At 68.0% G+C, this 18,939-nt stretch carries 16 protein-coding genes; 4 read left to right on the top strand and 12 right to left on the bottom strand.

The window, feature by feature from the left end:
- Window positions 1-302: 302 nt before the first annotated feature.
- The 11 genes from L0H79_RS11845 to L0H79_RS11795 are packed head-to-tail and all read right to left on the bottom strand — an operon-like array spanning window position 303 to window position 12,296.
- Window positions 303-701, bottom strand: a complete 399-nt coding sequence (locus L0H79_RS11845; protein ID WP_301484814.1) for a thioesterase family protein — start codon at window positions 699-701, stop codon at window positions 303-305.
- Window positions 698-1,600, bottom strand: coding sequence for a 3-keto-5-aminohexanoate cleavage protein (locus L0H79_RS11840; protein WP_301484813.1), 903 nt, complete (start codon window positions 1,598-1,600; stop codon window positions 698-700). The genes L0H79_RS11845 and L0H79_RS11840 overlap by 4 nt, the downstream gene beginning before the upstream one ends.
- Window positions 1,597-3,762: a hydantoinase B/oxoprolinase family protein gene (locus L0H79_RS11835; protein ID WP_301484812.1), complete on the bottom strand. Its 2,166-nt coding sequence runs from the start codon at window positions 3,760-3,762 to the stop codon at window positions 1,597-1,599. Before L0H79_RS11835 ends, L0H79_RS11840 begins: the two co-directional genes overlap by 4 nt.
- Window positions 3,763-3,800: 38 nt before the next feature.
- Entirely contained in the window at window positions 3,801-5,909 is a 2,109-nt protein-coding gene (locus tag L0H79_RS11830) for a hydantoinase/oxoprolinase family protein (protein WP_301484811.1), read from the bottom strand.
- 52 nt (window positions 5,910-5,961) lie between these two features.
- Complete coding sequence (locus L0H79_RS11825; protein ID WP_301484810.1) at window positions 5,962-7,110, bottom strand: S9 family peptidase; 1,149 nt, start codon at window positions 7,108-7,110, stop codon at window positions 5,962-5,964.
- A gap of 2 nt (window positions 7,111-7,112) precedes the next feature.
- A complete protein-coding gene (locus L0H79_RS11820; protein WP_301484809.1) occupies window positions 7,113-7,940 on the bottom strand; it encodes an SDR family oxidoreductase in 828 nt (275 codons plus the stop codon).
- 51 nt (window positions 7,941-7,991) lie between these two features.
- A complete protein-coding gene (locus L0H79_RS11815; RefSeq protein WP_301484808.1) occupies window positions 7,992-9,197 on the bottom strand; it encodes an NAD(P)/FAD-dependent oxidoreductase in 1,206 nt (401 codons plus the stop codon).
- The gene (locus L0H79_RS11810) at window positions 9,197-9,418 is read right to left on the bottom strand and encodes a ferredoxin (RefSeq protein WP_301484807.1); all 222 of its coding nucleotides are present in this window, start codon (window positions 9,416-9,418) and stop codon (window positions 9,197-9,199) included. Before L0H79_RS11810 ends, L0H79_RS11815 begins: the two co-directional genes overlap by 1 nt.
- Window positions 9,415-9,951 (bottom strand): aromatic-ring-hydroxylating dioxygenase subunit beta, encoded by a 537-nt coding sequence (locus tag L0H79_RS11805; protein WP_301484806.1) that lies wholly within the window; start codon window positions 9,949-9,951, stop codon window positions 9,415-9,417. Before L0H79_RS11805 ends, L0H79_RS11810 begins: the two co-directional genes overlap by 4 nt.
- Entirely contained in the window at window positions 9,948-11,342 is a 1,395-nt protein-coding gene (locus L0H79_RS11800) for an aromatic ring-hydroxylating dioxygenase subunit alpha (RefSeq protein ID WP_301484805.1), read from the bottom strand. The genes L0H79_RS11805 and L0H79_RS11800 overlap by 4 nt, the downstream gene beginning before the upstream one ends.
- Before the next feature lie 15 nt (window positions 11,343-11,357).
- The gene (locus tag L0H79_RS11795) at window positions 11,358-12,296 is read right to left on the bottom strand and encodes a VOC family protein (RefSeq protein ID WP_301484804.1); all 939 of its coding nucleotides are present in this window, start codon (window positions 12,294-12,296) and stop codon (window positions 11,358-11,360) included.
- 137 nt (window positions 12,297-12,433) lie between these two features.
- Here L0H79_RS11795 and L0H79_RS11790 point away from each other — a divergent pair, with 137 nt between their 5' ends.
- Window positions 12,434-13,351: a LysR family transcriptional regulator gene (locus tag L0H79_RS11790; RefSeq protein ID WP_301484803.1), complete on the top strand. Its 918-nt coding sequence runs from the start codon at window positions 12,434-12,436 to the stop codon at window positions 13,349-13,351.
- A 63-nt stretch (window positions 13,352-13,414) separates the two neighbouring features.
- Here L0H79_RS11790 and L0H79_RS11785 read toward each other — a convergent pair whose 3' ends face one another.
- On the bottom strand, window positions 13,415-14,179 hold the full coding sequence (locus tag L0H79_RS11785; RefSeq protein ID WP_301484802.1) for an IclR family transcriptional regulator: 765 nt from the start codon (window positions 14,177-14,179) through the stop codon (window positions 13,415-13,417).
- A 163-nt stretch (window positions 14,180-14,342) separates the two neighbouring features.
- Here L0H79_RS11785 and L0H79_RS11780 point away from each other — a divergent pair, with 163 nt between their 5' ends.
- The 3 genes from L0H79_RS11780 to L0H79_RS11770 are packed head-to-tail and all read left to right on the top strand — an operon-like array spanning window position 14,343 to window position 17,063.
- Complete coding sequence (locus L0H79_RS11780) at window positions 14,343-15,449, top strand: cupin domain-containing protein (protein WP_301484801.1); 1,107 nt, start codon at window positions 14,343-14,345, stop codon at window positions 15,447-15,449.
- Window positions 15,450-15,495: 46 nt separating this feature from the next.
- Window positions 15,496-16,338, top strand: coding sequence for a fumarylacetoacetate hydrolase family protein (locus L0H79_RS11775; protein ID WP_301484800.1), 843 nt, complete (start codon window positions 15,496-15,498; stop codon window positions 16,336-16,338).
- Window positions 16,338-17,063 carry a maleylpyruvate isomerase family mycothiol-dependent enzyme gene (locus L0H79_RS11770; protein WP_301484799.1) on the top strand — a complete coding sequence of 242 codons (726 nt, stop codon included), beginning with the start codon at window positions 16,338-16,340 and terminating at the stop codon, window positions 17,061-17,063. The genes L0H79_RS11775 and L0H79_RS11770 overlap by 1 nt, the downstream gene beginning before the upstream one ends.
- Window positions 17,064-18,939: the final 1,876 nt, after the last annotated feature.

The following is an 18,939-nucleotide window of genomic DNA, read 5'->3' as shown; positions in this document are numbered from 1 at the left end:
CCTCGTAGCTCAGGGGATAGAGCACCGCTCTCCTAAAGCGGGTTGTCGCAGGTTCGAGTCCTGCCGGGGGCACTTGAGCCGACGGGGTTCTGACCTGCGAAGATGCGGCCAGTCGGAGTGCTCATCTCACGCGCAGGCAGCAGTTATGGGACGATAACGGCCATATGTTCCGCCGAAATTCCGCGGACTTTCGTGCTCAGAGGCCGGCCGTGACACCCGCTCCACTTCAGAGCGGGTATCGACCGCCGAGGTCGACGAACATGGTCAGTTAGTGGTTGGTGGGCTGGTGAGGACTCCTCGCGTCACGCGACTCCCAGTCCTTCTCCATCACCGAGCTGGGCACGAATGGCATCCGGAAGCCTCGCTGCCATGCCCTGCTGGTCGACGTGCACCACAGTGTGCTTGCCACGCACGCACACCCCGGTCGCCCCGCTGACCGTCCATGCGTAGGCGATGGAGCTGGTCCCGACGCGTTCAACGTCCAGCTCGACGGTGTACTCATCCCCCGCGGCCAAGGGCTGCTCGTAAACGGCCGACGTTGCACGCCGTGGGAACCGGCCGATGTCGATCTGCGGATCGACCGATCGGTAGAGCGCGTGCTCGGCATTTTCGGCCCAGCGGTAGGCGGCCGTGTAGTGGTAGCGGCCCGACGCGTCCGTGTCCGACCAGGCGACCACCCCCGTGAGTGTGGCAACGGTCATGCGGGAACGGCCTCCAGTTGCCGCAACCCCATCATCTGGCGGGCCTCCGCCGGTTTGGCGAGCTCCATGCCGAGCTCCGTGATGATGCGCACAGCGCGCTGCGTGAGCTGCAGGTTCGTCGCGAGCTCCCCACGGGCGTAGTAGATGTTGTCCTCGAGGCCGACCCGGATATGGCCGCCGAGCAGCAAGGCGTGCGTGGTCGCTGGCAGCTGTGCGGGCCCGATGCCGGACACGTTGAAGATGGCGCCCTCGGGCAGGTATTCGACCATCGTCTGGAGGATCTTCGGCGTGTAAGGCAGCGCCCCCTGGAAGCCCTTCTCGCCCCCGAGGACGATGTTGACGAAGTAAGGAGCGACGTCGAGTCCCTCGGCGCACAGCGTGGTCAGGTCCTGCAGGATGTGCGCGAGGCTGAACACCTCCCACTCCGGCTTGATGCCGCGCGCCTGCATCTGCTCGGCGAGCCAGCGGGACCGGCTCGGCGTCGTCGTGACGAGGAGCTCCTTGCCCCCGAAGCTGGCCGTCACGGTGTGCGAGTCGAGCGTGCACATCTCGGCACCGACGCCGTCGAGTCCGCGGATTCGCTCCTGCCAGTTGAGCTCCCACAGGTCGTCGTTGAGCCGGACCGGCATGTCGCCGTGGACACCTCCCCCGGTCGAGTTGTTGAGGACGATGTCGCTCCGCTCGCGGATCAGCCTGTTGATCTCGCTGTACACCTCGGGGTCGCACGTGGCCAGACCGTCGGGCCGCCGCGCGTGAATCGCGGCCACGCTCGCCCCCGCTTCCCAGCAGGCGACGACATCGTCGGCGATCTCCTGCGGCGTGACCGGTAGGTGCGGGGTGGACTCCTTGGTGCCCATCCGACCCGTGGGCGCGATGGTCAGGATCACCTTGCGGCTCATGACTGTTGGTCCCTTCTATTGAGCGCGGTGAGCGACTCGAAGTCGAGCTCGATGTCGTGGAACGGATCTTCGTCGCGGCTATGCACGTCGACAGCGAGCAGGGCACCGGTGAGCGGGCAGGCCCAACCGGTCACCGCGAGCTCATCATGGAGCGAATCCCCCACTGTGGTCGGAAGACTCATGGCGAAGCGATGGGCGCCTTCCCGCCATCGAGTCGACCCCGAGGACAGGACCGCGCCATCGAGAGTGCGCAACTGCCAGTCACCCGAGTCGGCGTCGTGGATCGCGACGAGCCGATCGCTGAGTCGGATCGCGCCGTCGGGAACCTCCGTCTCGACAGGCACCGGGTCGGCGAGTGAGTCCGCGTCCACGCCGAGTCGGGCGGCACGCAGCTTCCTTCTGCCGTATGCCGCTGAGCTGGGTTCCACGTCACCCGTGGCCGTCAGTGCCACACCGTAGGTGGTCCGCGCCGCCTCCTCGGTGACGACACCGCGCCGGACGTCCTCGAGGACGAGGAAGGGGTCACGGTCGAGCGGGTCGCCGATCCCTCCGCCGCCCTGCCACGTCACATGGAAGAGATCATCCGGCGTCATGGGGAAGGCTCCGGGCTTCGGTCCCAAGTTGCGAGGCGCTCCCCCGTCCTTGGCGAGCCCCTGGCGGATCGTGCCGCCGGGCAGCCCTCCGCCGAGCCCGGCCGAGTTCGGGACCTCGACGCCGTGGGTCATGACGAGCGCTTCGGCCTCGGGCACGGAGATCGTCAACCCGACTTCCGCGCCGACGCCGCCGCGCCGCCGGCCGGCTCCGCCGGAGTCCGGGGCGAGGCGCCGGTAGTGGTAGAAGAGCGGGTTCTTCTGCTCGTTGGTCTCCACGTCGGCGATCGACGGACAGGGTGCGTTGATCGGGCCGGCGGCATCCTGACCGTCATGATCTCCGAACGCGCCGAAGCCACCGGCCAGCGGATCCATCAGGTGCAGGCCGAAGAGCTGCCCGTGCCGGTCCAGACCACTGAGGTTGAACGTCGCCATCGTGCCGCTGCTGACCGCCTGGGCCCGATGGGAGTACTTCGGCGAGGCCAGCAGCAGCCGGTTGAGCGCTGCCGAGACGACGTTGCTCACGACCCAGACGGCCTCGACCGTGGCACTGCCGACCGGAGCGGGCGGCACCGCGGTGCAGACGAGTCCGTCCGGGGCGACCACGTCCACGGGACGCAGCAGGCCGTCGTTCCATGGGATCCCGAACCCCAACGTCGGTATCAGGGCGCCGGCCACCCCACCGGCGAGACCCGCACGGGAGCAGTTGACGAAGCCACGCGCCTGTGGGGACGAGCCGGAGAAGTCGAAGGTGAGCCGGTCGCCCGTCTTGGTGAGGACGCAGTCGATGGCGTAGAGAACGTTGTTGTGGCCGTCGTGCTCGAGGAAGTCACGGGTATGCACGACGCCATCGGGCAGCTCACGGAGCCGTGCCCGGACCTGGGTCTCCGCGTCGTCGACCATCGACCCCATCACCGAGAGCACGAGGGCCGACCCGTAGCGGTGACACAGGTCGGTGAGCCGCTCCGACGCCACGTTGAGTGTGGCGATGAAGGCCCGGATGTCGAGTCCCACCTGCGCAGGCAGCCGAGTGGCGGCGAGCAGCATGTCGAGCACGTCCTGCCTCAGCTCACCGCCGTCGACCAGCTTCACCGCGGGGATGCGCAGGCCCTCCTGCCACACCTCGGTCGCCTTCGGGGACCAGGACGCGAAGTCCATGCCACCCATGTCCGTCTCGTGGGCCATGACACCGGCCCACCCGACCAGCTCTCCGTCGACGATGAGCGGGGCGCACATCTGGACGTCGTTCTGGTGCAGGGCACCGACGAACGGGTCGTTGCCGATGATGCGGTCGCCGTCCTTGAGCTGGGTGCCGTTGGCGAGCAGGTGCCGGATGAGGGACCCGACGGGTGGCGCCTCGAAGGTCACCTGGTGGCCCATCGTGACGAACTCGCCGTCCGGGAGGTAGATGCCGGTGAAGAAGTCACTCGCCTCGGTGACGGTGGGGCTGCCGCTGACGGACTGCAGGGCGAGGCGCATCTGGTCGGTGATCGCGACGAGCCGACTGCGGATGACCTGGCGGACGACCGGGTCGTCGGTCAGAGTCGGCGTACTGACCGAAGTGGCGGTCATGGGAACTCCGTTCTCAGGTGAGGGAAGAGGCTTGCGGCTCAGGCGCCGACGGTCACGTGGATGAGACCGAGGTCGTCGGTCGTGGCGCGACCACCGGGCGGGATGACGACCACGCAGCCAGGCAGCTGCACGAGACACGGACCCTCGAGGTCCTGTCCGGCTGCCGGCCAGCGGCACGCGAACACCCCCGTGTCGTCAGGGCGAGCGGGATCGTCGAACACGACCGGACGTGAGCCGAGGCGCGTGAATGGCTCCCCCTGCACGCCGGCGTCTACGGTCGTCGCCTCCCTGGTCGCGACCGCGCGCACCGACAGGATCTCGAAGCCTGCCTCGCGGAAACCCGCGCCCTTGCCGTAGAGCTGCTCATACTCCTTCTCGAAGAGGCGAAGCAGATCGGCAACGGCGGACAGGTCGGGAGCGTCCGGCAACGCGACGTCGAGATGGTGTGCCTGCCCGTGGTAGCGCACAGACGCCGAGAACGTGACGGCGCTCAGGTCGGCACCCGGCATCTCCGCGAGCGCCCGCCGCTTGGTGTCTGCGACCGCGGCAGCGATCGTCGCGACATCGTTCGGCGAGGGCTCGACCCCGCTGGGAAGGCGCACGTAGGAGGTGCGGGAGGCGGTGGTCTTCAGATCGCTCGTGCCGGCGCCGTAGGCGGACTGAGCGGTGGCCGTAGGCGGCACGACGAAGCCGTCGAGGCCGAGCTCACGACACAGCGCCCACGCGTGGGACGGTCCGCTCCCTCCGCCTGCGATGAGCGTGAACTCCCTTGGGTCGTGGCCCCGTTCGATGGTCACCGCGCGCAGCAGGTCAGCCATGGCGGAGTCGAACACCACGCGGATCGCGCGGGCAGCTGCCATGGCGTCCAAGCCCAGCGGCATACCAATGGTGTTCTGGATCGCGTCCTCGGCAGCGGCTCGATCGAGCACGATTCCGCCGCTGCCGAACGCTTCCGGGTCGAGGACGCCGAGGACGAGGTCTGCGTCGGTGGTCGTCGGCTGCGTGCCGCCCTTGCCGTAGCAGACCGGCCCCGGCGCGGCGCCCGCGGAGCGGGGACCGACCGTCAGCACGCCGCCGTCGACCGCGGCGATCGACCCTCCGCCCGCACCGATGCTGGCGATGTCGACGCTGGGCACCCGCATGTCAGCCCCGCCGAACGTCACCTGCTCGCTGATGAGCGGGGCACCGTCCACGACGACTCCGACGTCGAAGCTGGTGCCGCCGACGTCCATCGTCAGGACGTGGGAGGTGCCGAGCGCCTGGCCCAGCTTCTGGCCGGCGACGACGCATGACGCGGGGCCGCTCAGCAGACCGTTCACCGGGCGCTGGGTGACCGTGCTCGCGGGGACGACTCCCCCGGCGCTGGTCGTCATCATGATCGGCGCAGTCATGCCGAGCGCGGCCAGTTCGGCCTCGAGCCTGGTCAGGTAGTGACCGGCAATGGGACCCAGGGCGGCGTTGGCGACGGTCGTCGACGCGCGGGCGTACTCCCCCACGGACGGTGCGATCTCGTGAGAGACACTGACGAAGGCGTCCGGCAGCAGTTCTCGCACGAGGGATGCGACGGCGATCTCATGGTAAGGGTTCTCGGTCGCCCAGAGCAGGCAGATCCCGACCGCCTCGACGCCGGCATCGGCCAGCCGGCCGATCGCTTCGCCTGCCGAAACGAGGTCGAGCGGGGTCCGGATGACACCGTCGGTGTCGATGCGCTCGTCGACCTCCTGGACGAGGGTGCGCGGCACGAGCGGGGGGATCTGCCCGCGCAGGTGGTAGTCACCGAGCTCGAGGCCGGTCAGGCCGGCCGTGCCGCGACGCAGCCGGCCGATCTCGAGGACGTCCCCGAAGCCGCGGGTGGTGAGCAGGCCGGTGCGGACGGCGCGTCCGGTCAGCAGCGCGTTGAGCCCGACCGTGGTGCCGTGCCCGAAGCGGGTGACCCGGGAGCAGAGGTCGGCAACATCGAGGCCGGCCGTCTGGGCCGCGAGATGGACGGCGTTGACGACACCGGTGACGACATCCGAGGTGGTCGGCGACTTGCAGACCCAGGACTGGCCGTCCTGGGAGCGGAGCCAGAGGTCGGTGAAGGTGCCGCCGACGTCGGTACCGATCGTCCAGCCAGTGGTTGCGGGTGTGGGGTCGGAGTTGCGCATGGCTGTGCCTTCGTTGTGGTGGTCGTGCGCTGGTCAGTGCAGTCCGTGCAGGTCAGAGCCGGTCAGCGATCCAGTCAGCGAGGTAGTTGGTGCAGATGACCTCGTTGTCCGCCCCGGCGTGGGAGGAGCCGCCCTCGTCGCGAGTGAAGACCTTGAAGTGACGGTCCGGGCTGTTCGTCGCGTGCTCGTACTCGGCGACGGCGTACTCGAACGGAATCTGCCGGTCGTCCTCGCCGTGCGTGACGAGGAAGGGGACGGTGATCTGCTCACAGACGCCCTCGAGGCTCATCAGGTGTGCGAACTCGAGGAAGTCCTCGAGCGTCTCCTTGCCGAAGACCCACTGGACGTGTTCCCAGTAGTGCGGGACCGGGTTCTCGCCCTCGCGCTCGAGGCGCCGCTTCTGCAGCTCACCCCAGTTGTAGTTCGCGCCCCAGACGGCACAGAGAGCGAAGCGCTTCTCGAAGGCGGCAGCCCGCGGCGCGTAGTAGCCGCCGAGCGACCAGCCCGTCATCCCGATGCGCTCGGCGTCGACGTCGGGTCTGGTCTCGAGGTAGTCGACGGCGGCCGAGGCCCACCGCTCGCTGTCATGGACCGCGGTCAGGCCGAGATCGCGCAGCGCGGTGCCGGTGCCCGGCTGGTCGACGAAGAGCGTCGCGATGCCGCGCGCGGCGAGCTCGTCACCCATCCCGGCTCGATAGCCCATCTCCTTGAACGAGTCGAGGCCGTTGCAGAAGACCATGACCGGGGCCCCACCGGCGGGCACGGGACCGTCCGCAGGGACGAAGAGCGCCGGGTAGGAGGTCCCCTCGTAGGGGACCTCGACGAGCTCGACGCGCTCCCGGCCGTGTTCGACGGCGAGGCGGAAGGTATCCATGCCCTTGCGATAGGCGACCTCGCGCGGCGCGTAGTGCCGGCTCTGCATGCGCTCGGCGACGAGGTAGTACATCGACGCACGTGCGAATCTGGCTGCGTGGGAACGTGGGTGGCCCTCGGCCAGGTCCTGCTGGGCATACCGAACGAGTCCGTCGGCGAAGTCACACCACGACTGGAAGAACTTCTCGGTGCCGGCGTCGTCGCCCTGGGTGGCGATCTCGACCAGTGGTGCGCAGATCCGGTCGATCTCGCCGATCTGGCCGCCGCAGTTCATCGCGATGTTGACCGACAGGCTCCACACGTAGTTGGTGGGGAAGTACAGGAACATCGCTACTGCCCCACCCGGTCGGCCGTGCCGTTGCTGATGACGGCGCGGTTGAACAGGCCCTGGTCGGCAACGATCGTCTGGCCGGTCATCGTCGTGTTGTGGCGCGAGGCGAGGTAGGCGAAGAGCGGCCCGTACTCCTCGGGGGTCGGCAGCGTCGGCATGAGCGTCAGGGTGAGGAACTGCTGGAGGAACGCGTCCTTCGGGATGTCCGACTGCCTGTGGCTGTCGAGCCCGAGCGCGGCGGGGCCGCGCAGCTGGCTGTTCGCGATGCCTGACGGTGCGACGCCGTTGACCCGCACGTGGGGGGCGAACTCGAAGGCGAGCTGGTTCACGATGCTGCGGACCGCTCCCTTGGCCGCGCTGTAGAACAGCCCACCGCCGTCAGCGGCATACGCCGCCGTCGACGAGGTGAGGACGATTGCGCCCATCGTCTTCTCGAGGTCCGCGACGAAGACGCGGGCGGCGAGGATGTAGCCGAGGACGTCGATGTGGAGCACCTCATCGAAGAGGGACTCGATCCGGTCGAGTGGGACGTTCTTGAGCGGGATGTTCCCGTCGAAGATCCCCTGCGCGCCGATCAGAGCGTCGAGCCGCCCCCACCGTGAGATGACGGCCTCACGACAGGCCTGGAGGTCCTCAACCCGGGTGACGTCGCCCTGCACGAGGAGCACCTCGTCGCCGAACTCGCCCTTGAGGTCGACGAGCTTGTCACCGGAGATCTCCATGATCACCACCCGCGCGCCCTCACCGAGGCAGTGGCGAGCGACGCCGAGGCCGAGGCCGGACCCACCCCCAAGGATGAGGACCACGTGGTCGTCGAGCAGCTGCATGTCGGTTTCCTTACTGGTCTGGTGGTCAGGGTCGGGTGGTCTCGTGGCGGCTCAGGCCGGCGTGACGGCACTGGTCGCCTCGGTCATCGAAGCGCCCTGACGCAGGAGTTTGCGGTAGGTTGCCAGCGCCCTCAGCCGGCCGCTGATCGTGACGGAGTGGAGCTCATCGTCAGCGCCGTGGACGAGGACGAAGTCGCCGGACTCGAGGTCACCCTCGACGACGACGTCCTCGTCTCCGGAGCGACGCTCGCCGAGCACGTGGATCTTCAGCCCGTACTGTTCGGTCCAGAGGTAGGGGACGGCGGTGAACGGCTCGGCCCGGCCCCTGGCGATGTTGAGACCCACGTGTCGGCCCTGGTTGGTGGCATGGGTCCAGTGCTCGGTTCGCCGGTGGAGACCCGTGTGAGCATCGAGGGTGTTGGCGACGTCACCGGCGGCCCACACGCGCGGGACGTTGGTCCGGCCGGCCGGGTCAGTGAGCACGCCGCCGCCCAGCTCGACACCCGAGCCGACGAGCCAGTCCGCCCCTGGAATCGCCCCAATCCCCGCTATGAGTAGCTCGGCGGTCCGGTGCGTGCTGTCGGCGAGCTCGATGTCGTAGCCGGTGTCGGTTGCCCGCACAGCGACGGCCGGCGACCGACTGGTCAGGTCGACACCGTTGGTGCGGTGCGCGTCGAGAAGCCAGTCGGACACCGCATCGCCCAACACGCCGTGAAGCGGGCGCGATCCGGAGCCGAGCAGCGTCACGTCGATGCCACGAGACCGCAGTGCCGCCGCCACCTCGAGTCCGATGAACCCAGAGCCGATGACGGTGACAGGGCGGCCGGAGGCGGCAAGGCTCCGAATCGCGCCGAGGTCGGCGACCGTGCGAAGGGTCGGGATGAGCGTGCCCGAGGTGGTGAGCATCGGCCGAGCCCGCGCCCCACTTGCCACGACGACGTCGCGAAATGGCAGGGCTTCGCCGTAGTTGGTGATGACGAAGCGACGGTCGATGTCCAGACCCGTGGCGCCGTGGCCGGTCTGCACGTCGATGCGGCGCTCCTGCAACTGCTCCATCGTCCGTAGGGGGGTGGGCTCGGCGTCTTCCTTCGACCCGAGGAGGCTCTTGGACAGCATGGGCCGGTCGTACGATGAGATCAGCTCCTCGTCGAGGACCGTGATCGGGCCCTCGTAGCCACCCTCGCGGAGGCCGTCTGCGGCGGCGAGTCCGGCCGCGGACGCTCCGACGATGACCACCCCGGGCACGCGGGTGCCCATCACGGGACCTCGGTGATGCTGATCGCCTGTGCCGGACAGTTGCGGACCGCCTCCTCGACGTCGGCGAGGTCGTCGCCATCGACGATGTCGCGTCGCACGACGGCGACCGGGCTTCCCGGCGGGATGTCGAACACGTCCGGGCTGAGACCGACGCACAGGCCGTAGGCCTGGCACCTGGTCGGGTCGACGGTGACCTTCAGGCCCGTTGTCGTCGTGCTCACAGGAAGATCCCCAGATTGGGTGTCGCGATGCTCGTCTCGGTGAGGATCACCTCTCGGGCGAGGATTCGCAGACCCGTGTCCGTCACGCGCAGCAGGTCGTTACGCCGGCAGGGAATGAGGTCGAAGTGGGGATCGATCCCGCGCTGTCGGTAGACGAGCAACGCGCTGTGCGCTCCCACGATGTCGGGGCGCTCGGTCGCGGTGACCTCGATGCTGCCGACGAGCCGCAGCGTGCGCGAGGGCGGGACCTCCGAGTAGGCGTTGCCGGTGTCCTGTCGGTCGATACGGGTCCGGACGTGGACCTTGGAGTCACGGATTCGGAAGGCTGAACGGTCGATCTCGTCGGACCGCGGCTCGGTCGCCTGGCGGATCGGGGCGGTGTAGAGCAGCTCGTCGTCGAGCAGCTCGTACCAGTCCTCCTCGCGTCCCTCGTCAAGCAGTCTGGCCTCGTAGGCCAAGAACTGCACGACGCGGTAGTAGATGTTCGGGGAGCTGGTGCTCTCGAGCACAGGAGCGTCGACGGTCGTGCTCATGGCCGGTCCCCTTCCTGGGTGGTCGTATCGTCCTTCATGACGCGCACCCACTGCCGGTAGAAGTTCATCTGCGTGTGCTCGCCGTAGCCGGTGTTCCGGTGGATCCCCGGACCCTTCCAGTTCGGGTCTGGACTCTGGTCGACGGGCGACTTGAGGCCCATCTGGAAGTGCAGGGTCATGGCCTCCTTGCGAGCCCAGGGGCTGGCGCCGGCCCGCTGGATACCCTCCCAGGCGACAGTGTCGTCCTGCTCGAAGATCCCAGCCGAGCCGAAGACGAACTGACCCGTCGTGTAGTCCTGCAGAGCGGACTCCCCGTCCTGGAAGGTCCACACGAACTGCCAGCTCCACAGCTCCATCTCACCCGGACCGATCGGCTGAAACTGCCGGAAGCTCGTGACAACGGACGCCGGGCCGCCCGGCGTGGACGGGGTGAGGAACCGGATGAAGCTGAGGTTGGGGAAGATCGTGCCGACCGTGGGCGGTTGGTGGTCGACGACAAATCGCTGGGCCTCGTCGAGCTGGTCGAGGTCGAACTCCTCGAGGAACTCTGGCGGGTACCCCCAGGCCACGAAGCCCGGGTGGATCGCCTCGGTCCAGGCGTGGCCCATGAAGTTGTGGCCGTTCTCGAACTCGTAGGTCCGGCCGATCTCACAGGTGCCCTGCAGACCTTGGGAGACCTTGATCTCCTCGGTACTCCAGTGCAGGTTGGGCACGTGGTACACGTCGCCGGCAAAGTTCTCGGCCGCGGACTTCCAGTTCGCCTTGACCTTGTACCGGTCCGGAGGGCCGGCCACCCGCATGCCGTCCGGATGTAGACCGACGATGAGGTCGAGCATCCAGCCGGCGCCGCCGAGATACTCGTCCAACGACGGCACATTGGCGGACAGCGACGCGAAGATGAATCCCTGGCGCGTGTCGACACGCGGGGCCCGCAGCAGGCTCCAGTCGTTCGGGTCGAGTCGCTCGCCGTAGGCTTGGTGCATCATCGGCGTCCCGACGAGTTGGCCCTCGTTGTTGTAGGTCCAGCCGTGGTAGGGGCACTTGAAGAAGCGGGAGTTGCCGCTGTCGGTCTGGCAGACCTGGGTGCCGCGATGGCGGCAGTAGTTGGACAGCACGTTGATCCCGCCCTTGCCGTCGCGGGTGACGATGACGGGGTCGAGCCCGATCCGTCGCTGCACGAAGTCGCCCGGGTTGGGGATCTCGCTCTCGTGCGCGACGAAGACCCAGGTCCGGGTGAAGATCCGCTCCATCTCGGCGTGGAAGGTCTGCTCGTCATTGAAGATCTCGACGGGGATGAGCTTCTCGTCGAGGCAGGCCTCCACCCGGTCGAGCAGGGCGTCGAAACTCAGATCATGGGGCTGCGCTGACGGGCGCCTGGTCGGGGTGGTCATGGTGGGCTCCTTTGCTCACACGGGAGGGGCGACGAAGATGCCGCGGTCGGGGTCGTTGTGCATCTGGCGGGCGACGAACTCGTTCATCTGGTTCGCGGTTCCCCACTGGTCGATGAACTCGGGTGTTGTCACGTCGTAGACCGACGGGTGGTGCGTGTCCCAGTCGACCGTCTCGAGCGCGGTGGTGTACTCGACGGTGTTGCCGGCACGGTCCATGAAGTAGGAGAAGGTGTTGTCTCCGGCGTAGTGCCGGCCTGGACCCCACACCTTCTGGATCCCCTCCCGCAGCAGCCGGCCGGTACCGCGCAGGTACTCGTCGATGCCTCTCATCTCGAACGAGATGTGGTTGACCGATACGTGCGGGCCGCGCGAGACCGCGAAGCTGTGGTGCCAGTCGTTGCAGCGGAGGAACCACATGAAGTCCCCGCGCGCACCGAGGCAGAGGGTGTCCGAGAGCCTGAAGCCGAGGTGCTTCACGTACCAAGCGACCGTGGCCTCCGGGCGGCCGGAGTTCACGACGAAGTGCGAGAGCCGGACAGGAATCGACTCGCGCGCCTCGACGGTGCGGAAGCCGCGGGTCGCCACATCGGAAGACACCTCCACGACCCGGCCGTCACCGTCGAAGAACCGCACGCCGTAGCCGCCGCCCGGGGTGTCGAGCTTCTGCGGCTCGTGGACGAGCTGCACAGCCTGCTGGATCAGCTGGGCCGCCAAGGTATCGACGTCGTCCATCGACGCCGCTCCGAAGGCGACGAGGTCGAGGCGCTTCTCGTCCGCCTTCCGCAGCCGGACGACGTACTGCTCCGGCGACCCCTCCGCGGCGAGGAACCGCACCCCGTTGTCGCTCGCGACCTCGCTGAGGCCCCAGAGGTCGCGATAGAAGGCGAGCTGCCGGTCGAGGTCTGGCATGGCAATTGCGGCGTGGCGCAAGTGCGTGATGAGCGGCTTCGACACGGTCGAGACTCCTTTGGTCAACCGGGCCCGGACCCCGGGCCTCTCAGCAGGTTGAGGAGGACGCTAGTTCGGAGAGCCACCGTGTTCAAACAATGATTGGTGATGCGCAAAATCAATCGTGTTGATATGTTGCCGGCGTGGATCTCCGCAACGCCGACCTGAACCTGCTCGTTGCTTTCGACATGCTCGTGACCGAACGGAGCGTCACCCGGGCCGCGGGACGCATGTCGGTCGGGCAGCCGGCGATGAGCGCGATCCTCGGCCGGTTGCGCAAGCTCTTCGGCGACCCCCTCTTCGTTCGAGAGGGGCGCGGACTGGTCGCCACCCCGCTCGCCGAGTCCCTCGCACAGCCCGTCCGTGACCTGCTCACCCACGCCGAGGCGGTGCTCTCGCGGGGTTCGATCTTCGACCCGACCACGGCCCAGAGGACGTTCTCCGTCATCGCGAACGACTACCTCACGATGACGTTCCTCCACCCGCTACTCGCTCGGCTCGCCGTCGAGGCGCCCGGCATCCGGCTGCACATCTTCCCGACGGGCGACGACTTCGCGGATCAGCTGCGACGCAACCTCGTCGACCTGCTTATCGTCCCGCTCGAGGCTATGGAAGGGGTCCACGCCGAATTCCCGCATCACGTGCTCTTCCGGGACCGCTACCTCGTCGCCCTCGACCAGAACCATCCCGATGTCGGCGACACGATCACGCTCGAGCAGTTCAGCACGCTCCCCTATCTCGCGACCTCCTCCGGCCACCTTCGCTCGCTGTCCGAGATGCAGCTCGACTTCCTCGGCGTCCCGCGCAATGTAGAGATCACGACCGCCTTCGGCGTGGCGCCCTTCCTGCTCAAGGGAACTCGGCTCATCACGCTAATCCACGAGCGCCTCGCTTACCGCGTGGCGGATGAGGCTGGCCTCAAGGTGTTGGAACCGCCAATTCCGCGCCTGCAGCCGATCACCGAAATCATGCTATGGACCAAGCGCACCGACGGCGACACGGCACACCAGTGGCTCCGCCAACGATTACTTCACCTTGCCTCCGAGCTGGACAGTGCCTGAGTAAACAGGGAAGCGAAGTTCACAAACACCGGCTCGAATCTGGGATCACGATGGCGTCCCGCCTCAGGTAGCGGTCCGCTGTGTCTGGCGGAGCCTTGCCTCGAGGGCATCGCCAAGGCTGTGCTCAATGTCGCGCGCCGCTACGGCAAGGGCGCTCACGAGGTCGGAGAGCCTGGCCCCTTGAAAGCGCACCGTCGGCATTGACACCGCAACCGCGGCGCCGATCCGATCTTGTATGCGCACGACGCGCCCGATGGCCGTCACGCCGGTCTCGGTCCGATCCCGGTTGATGGCAAAGCCTTGTCGCCTAATGGTGACCATCTCGCGCTCGAGGGATTGAAGGTCCGGGCGCTCGGCATCCCGGCCCTCCCACCGTTCGACGTCGTACAGCTCGGCGCGCGCGCTCGCGGAAAGTTCAGCAAGCATCGCCTTGCCACCCGATGTGAGATGGGCCGCAAGGACCATACCTTCGCGGTTGCCCACCCGGAACGCCTGGGAAGACTCCACGGAGGCGATGAATCGTATGTGGTCCCCGGCGAGGACCATGACGTTGGCGGACTCGCCCACCCGGTCCACAAGCACCTGTAGGTGCGGCATCGAGATCTCGCGAAGCACAGCCGAAAGGTCGCTCTGCCCGCTCTCGAGGGAGATGACCGGTCCGGGGAAGTAGCGGCGGTCCGCGCCCTGCCGAGCGAAATCGCGATAGACCAGCATCGCGAGAAGTCGATGCGCGGTGGAACGCGCGACTCCGAGACGTCGGGCGACGGCGCTCACGGTCTGCGGCCCCTCGACCTGGAGGATGACGGCGAGCTGCAGCGCGTGGTCCACACTCTGCAGCGCATACGAAGGCTTGTTCTTCACAGCAGAATCCTCTGTCTCTGAACGAGGAACACCCTAATCATCTGGTGACATGGCAACAACGTCCCGGTCCACGGCCTCCCAGCCCGTAGACGAACCCCTGGACCAAGCAGTCGGCAGCACCCCCGTCCACGTGAAGGCGGTGGACGCGCCGGACCAGCCCGCAGTGACGCCAGAGCTGGAAGACCTCTACCGGGGTTTCGAGAAGGAGCTGCTCGTCCCGCTCTGGACCGAGATCGGCGACCTCATGCCTCCCTATCCGCGCTCGAAGGCACAGCCGCACCTCTGGGAGTGGCAGACCCTCGTCGAGCTCGCCGACCGGGCCGGCCACCTCGTCCCCGTCGGCCGTGGCGGCGAGCGCCGGGCCATCGCCTTGGCCAACCCGTCCCTGGGCGGCAAGCCGTACGCGAGCCCGACCCTGTGGGCGGCGATCCAGTACCTCATGCCGGGCGAAGACGCGCCGGAGCACCGGCACACGCAGAACGCCTTCCGTTTCGTCGTCGAGGGCGAGGGTGTGTGGACGGTCGTTGGCCGCGACCCGGTGCCGATGAGTCGCGGTGACTTCCTGCCCCAGGCCGGCTGGAACTGGCACGCGCACCACAACGCGGCGAACAAGCCGATGGCGTGGATCGACGGGCTAGACATCCCGTTCCAGTACACGAGCGAGGCGCAGTTCTTCGAGTTCGGGCGAGACGAGATCTCCGACGCCGAGCGGGTCACCCCGGACCGGTCCCGGTCACAGCGCCTGTGGGGTCACCCGGGCCTGTCCCCGGTCTCACAGATCGGGTCGACGCCCGGTTCGCCGCTGCTGGCATACCGGTGGGAGGACACCGACCGGGCCCTGACCGACCAGCTCGAGCTGGAGGCCGAGGGGTATGCCGGCACGCTCGAGCCAGGACACGCTGCGGTCCGCTTCACCAACCCGACCAACGGGCGGGACGTCCTTCCCACGATCCGGACCGAGTTCCACCGGGTCCGCTCGGGCGCCGAGACGGGCCCGGTCCGCGAGACGGGCTCGTCCGTCTACCAGGTCTTCGACGGGGCCGGGCGGGTGACCGTCGGCGACTTCTCCTGGAGCGTCACCCGCGGCGACCTGTTCGTCGTCCCCTCTTGGCAGCCCCTCTCGATCCGGTCCGAGGCGTCAGCCTCCGACTCCGACTCGGGCGCTCTCGACCTCTTCCGGTTCAGCGACTCCCCGATCTTCGAGGCGCTCAACCTCGCCCGCACCCAGACCCACTGACGGCACGACACAGACCGACCACGACCGAAGCAGAAGGATCCACCTGATGAAGCTCGCCACCATCCGCAATGCCGACGGCACGACTCAGGCCGTCCGCGTCGACGGTGCCACCGCGACCCCGGTCGGATTGCCCGACGTGGGCGCGCTGCTCCGCCAGCCCAACTGGCGCGAGCTCGCCGAGACCGCGACGGGCGAGGCGCTGGAGCTCAGCTCTTCGGCATACGCCCCGGTGATCCCGCAGCCGAGCAAGGTCGTCTGCGTCGGCCTCAACTACCGCAACCACATCCTGGAGATGGGTCGTGACCTGCCCGAGTACCCGACCCTGTTCAGCAAGTACGCGGACACGCTCATCGGGGCCAACGACGACATCAAGCGTCCCGCAGAGACCGAGGAGTTCGACTGGGAGTGCGAGCTCGCGATCATCATCGGATCCGAGGTGCGCCGCGCGACGACCGAGCAGGCCGAGGCCGCGATCGCCGGCTTCGCGACGCTCAACGACGTCACCGCCCGTGACTGGCAGTTCCGCACCCGCGAGTGGCTGCAGGGCAAGAACTGGGAGGCTACGACTCCCCTCGGGCCGTGCCTCGTGACCCCCGACGAGCTGCCCGGCGGGGTCCGCCCCGCGCTCGCGATCCGCACTGAGCTCGACGGCGAGTTCGTCCAGGAGGACAACACCGGCGACCTGCTCTTCGACCCCGTCGCCCTCGTCGAGTACGTCTCGACCATGATCACGCTGCGCCCCGGCGACATCATCGCCTCCGGCACCCCAGGTGGCGTCGGCCACGCGCGCGAGCCGGCCCGCTACATGGTCGCCGGCCAGAAGCTCGTCACCGAGGTCGAGGGCCTCGGGCGCTGCGAGAACCTCGTCGTTGACGACGGGGCCGCCTGATGGCACCGGCGGTCGAGGCCTCGCGGGCGTGGATGGGCGAGGGGACCGAGCTGTTCCTCCGGGCGATGCGCGGCCACTCGGACGACGCGCTCGCTGGCCCGACCGCCCTCCCCGGCTGGACGGGGAAGCACGTCCTCGCGCACGTCGCGGCCAACGCGGACGCGTTGCGCAACCTCGTCAGGTGGGCGCGCACCGGTGAGGAGACGCCGATGTACTCCTCGCCCGAGCAGCGGAACGCCAACATCGCCGACGGCGCGGAGCGGGCGGTGCCCTACCTGCGCGAGTGGGTCGTGCGCTCCGCGAAGGAGCTCGAGGCGAGCCTGGGCGACCTCACCGACGAGCAGTGGCACCGCGAGGTCCGCACGGCACAGGGCCGCCTCGTCCCCGCGACGGAGATCCGGTGGATGCGCACCCGCGAGGTGATGATCCACGCGTTCGACCTGTCCGGGTCCGTGGGCTTCCGCGACATGCCGGCCGAGTTCCACGCGGCCCTGCTCGACGACATCGTCGCCAAGCGCTCCGGTGCAGGTGACGGGCCGGCGCTGCAGCTCGAGCCGACCGACGACGAGCGGCGCTGGGACGTCGCCGGCAAAGGTGCCCCGACCACGGTCCTCGGCCCGCTCAGCCAGCTCGCGGCCTACCTCTCCGGCCGCCAGGCCACCCGACTCGCAGCCGGCGCTCCCGCAGACGCGGACGCCCTTCCCGAACTTCCCCGCTGGCTCTGATCTGGCGCAGCGCGGCCGACCCCAAGAGGGCAGTACGCACCGCTGCACAGCTCATCGAGCCAACCCCGCTCGGCCGGCCTGCCCGCGCTTCGGACGCCGACGCGTTGCCGCCTCGCACTCGATCTCCATGTTGTCGACGCTCCGCTCAGATTCCGCCAGAACTCCCAAGACACCGTCAAACACCCGCCGACGACACGCACCACTGAAGAGTCGAAAGCCGCTGACACACAGGCCGATACGCCATTTCCGCAGGTCGCAGGCCTGCTCCCTTCGGCGGTGATGCGGACCTCCTAAAGCGGGTGTCGCAGGTTCGAATCCTGCCGGGGGCACTTGGCGCCTCAGGTCGCTGACCTGCGAAGATGCGTTGATCGTCTCACATTGTCCAGGTGGTTTGAGACGAAATCGGTGAAGATTCCGCGGATGTTCCGCGCGCGTTCGTGCTCAGAACGCCGCCATGACACCCGCTCCACTCCAGGGCGGGTGTCCACCGAGCGCCGCCGCTACTCCGAAGGCGTCCATCGCCACCTATCACCTGCACTTCACCGATGGACGCGGCAGACTGCACCGTGCATGAAGCTCACCCCCGGGCGGCTGCAACGCTCACCCTGGTCGTCGGGCGGTCACCCACAGCGCGGCATGAGCGTGAATGTACTGCGTCGCGTCTTGATGAGGTGAACTGCTCGTATGCGCGTCCACGTTCCTGACGCTTCGCGCAGTGCCTGGAAGTGGACAGCACCGTGGGTGGCCGGGCTGAGGTCGGTGCCCTCGAACGTGCCAGGTATGGTGTCCTTCGACTTGTCCACCTTCGCCGATATCGGTCCAGCAAGATGGCGGACTCGTACCTTGGTGCCTGCTGGGCTCACCCGAGGAGTAGGAGCAGCACGGTGCATAGACCCGGATGGCGCCTGACTTCGGCCGGAGCAGGCCTGCTGGTATGGTCGCTGCGAGCTTCTGGGCCCCAGCACAGCCCGAGGTCTGGCAGGACGGGGCATCCTGCGAGGTCGACCTCTGCGGCGCACTCGAAGACCCTCAGCGTTGGCGTTTGGCCTGGATGCTTTGGGCTCTCGGGGCCCTCGCCACGCTGACGGCCACGGTGACGCTGGCCCGACCTCGGCCGGGCAGTGTCCTTCGAAGGACCGCCTCAGCACTGCTGATCCTGTTGTCTGTTCCGGTCACAGCGATCGCTGCATACATCGTGTCTCTGAATACTTCGGCACAGGGCTTCGCAACGGTGATGTGGATCTTCAGCCTGCTGCCCTTGGTCGCGCTGGCCACCTCCACCCTCCGGGCATGGGTCGTCCGGACTGCACGTACGGGTGGGTCCACCCCGCGTCATGCCTCTTTGGCGGGATGTACCAGTTCGCTTGGCTCAGTATGGTCCATCCGAGTATGAGATGCATCGGCCGGCCCACGGTGAGGTTCGCACCGCTGAGGTCCATGACGGCGACCACGGCATCGGACAGCTGCCGATCGAGGATGCTCGGCCCACGCATAATCGCCATCGGTGTGCTGATCGGGCGCCCGGTGGCATCCAGTCCGGTGCCCGTGCCGTCGGGCGTGAATAGGCTTGGGTGACGCTGCACGAACCCTTGATCCACGACCGTCGCTGAGGCGCCGGTGTCAAAGACCGCGTTGGCTACCGCAGCCGTTTCGTCCCATGTCGCGTCGAAGTAGACGTGGCGGCGTTCGTCCAGGTGGACAGCATGAGTGTCTGTCGGCGCCTCTGCATCGAGGGTCAGGACACCGTCAGAGAGGCGGTAGGTGCACCGGAACCGGGCCAGGACGTCCTGCCCGATGAGGTCGCCATGCCCTGGGAAGTCCATTGGGTGCGGCTCCGCTGGAGTGACGTCCCGGCCGGGTGACGGCGGCGGCTTGG

The sequence above is a fragment of the Intrasporangium sp. genome (assembly GCF_030452765.1).
GTDB lineage: Bacteria > Actinomycetota > Actinomycetes > Actinomycetales > Dermatophilaceae > Intrasporangium_A.
The sequence above is the reverse complement of the archived record's forward strand: the minus strand, read 5'-3'. Positions and strand labels throughout refer to the sequence as shown.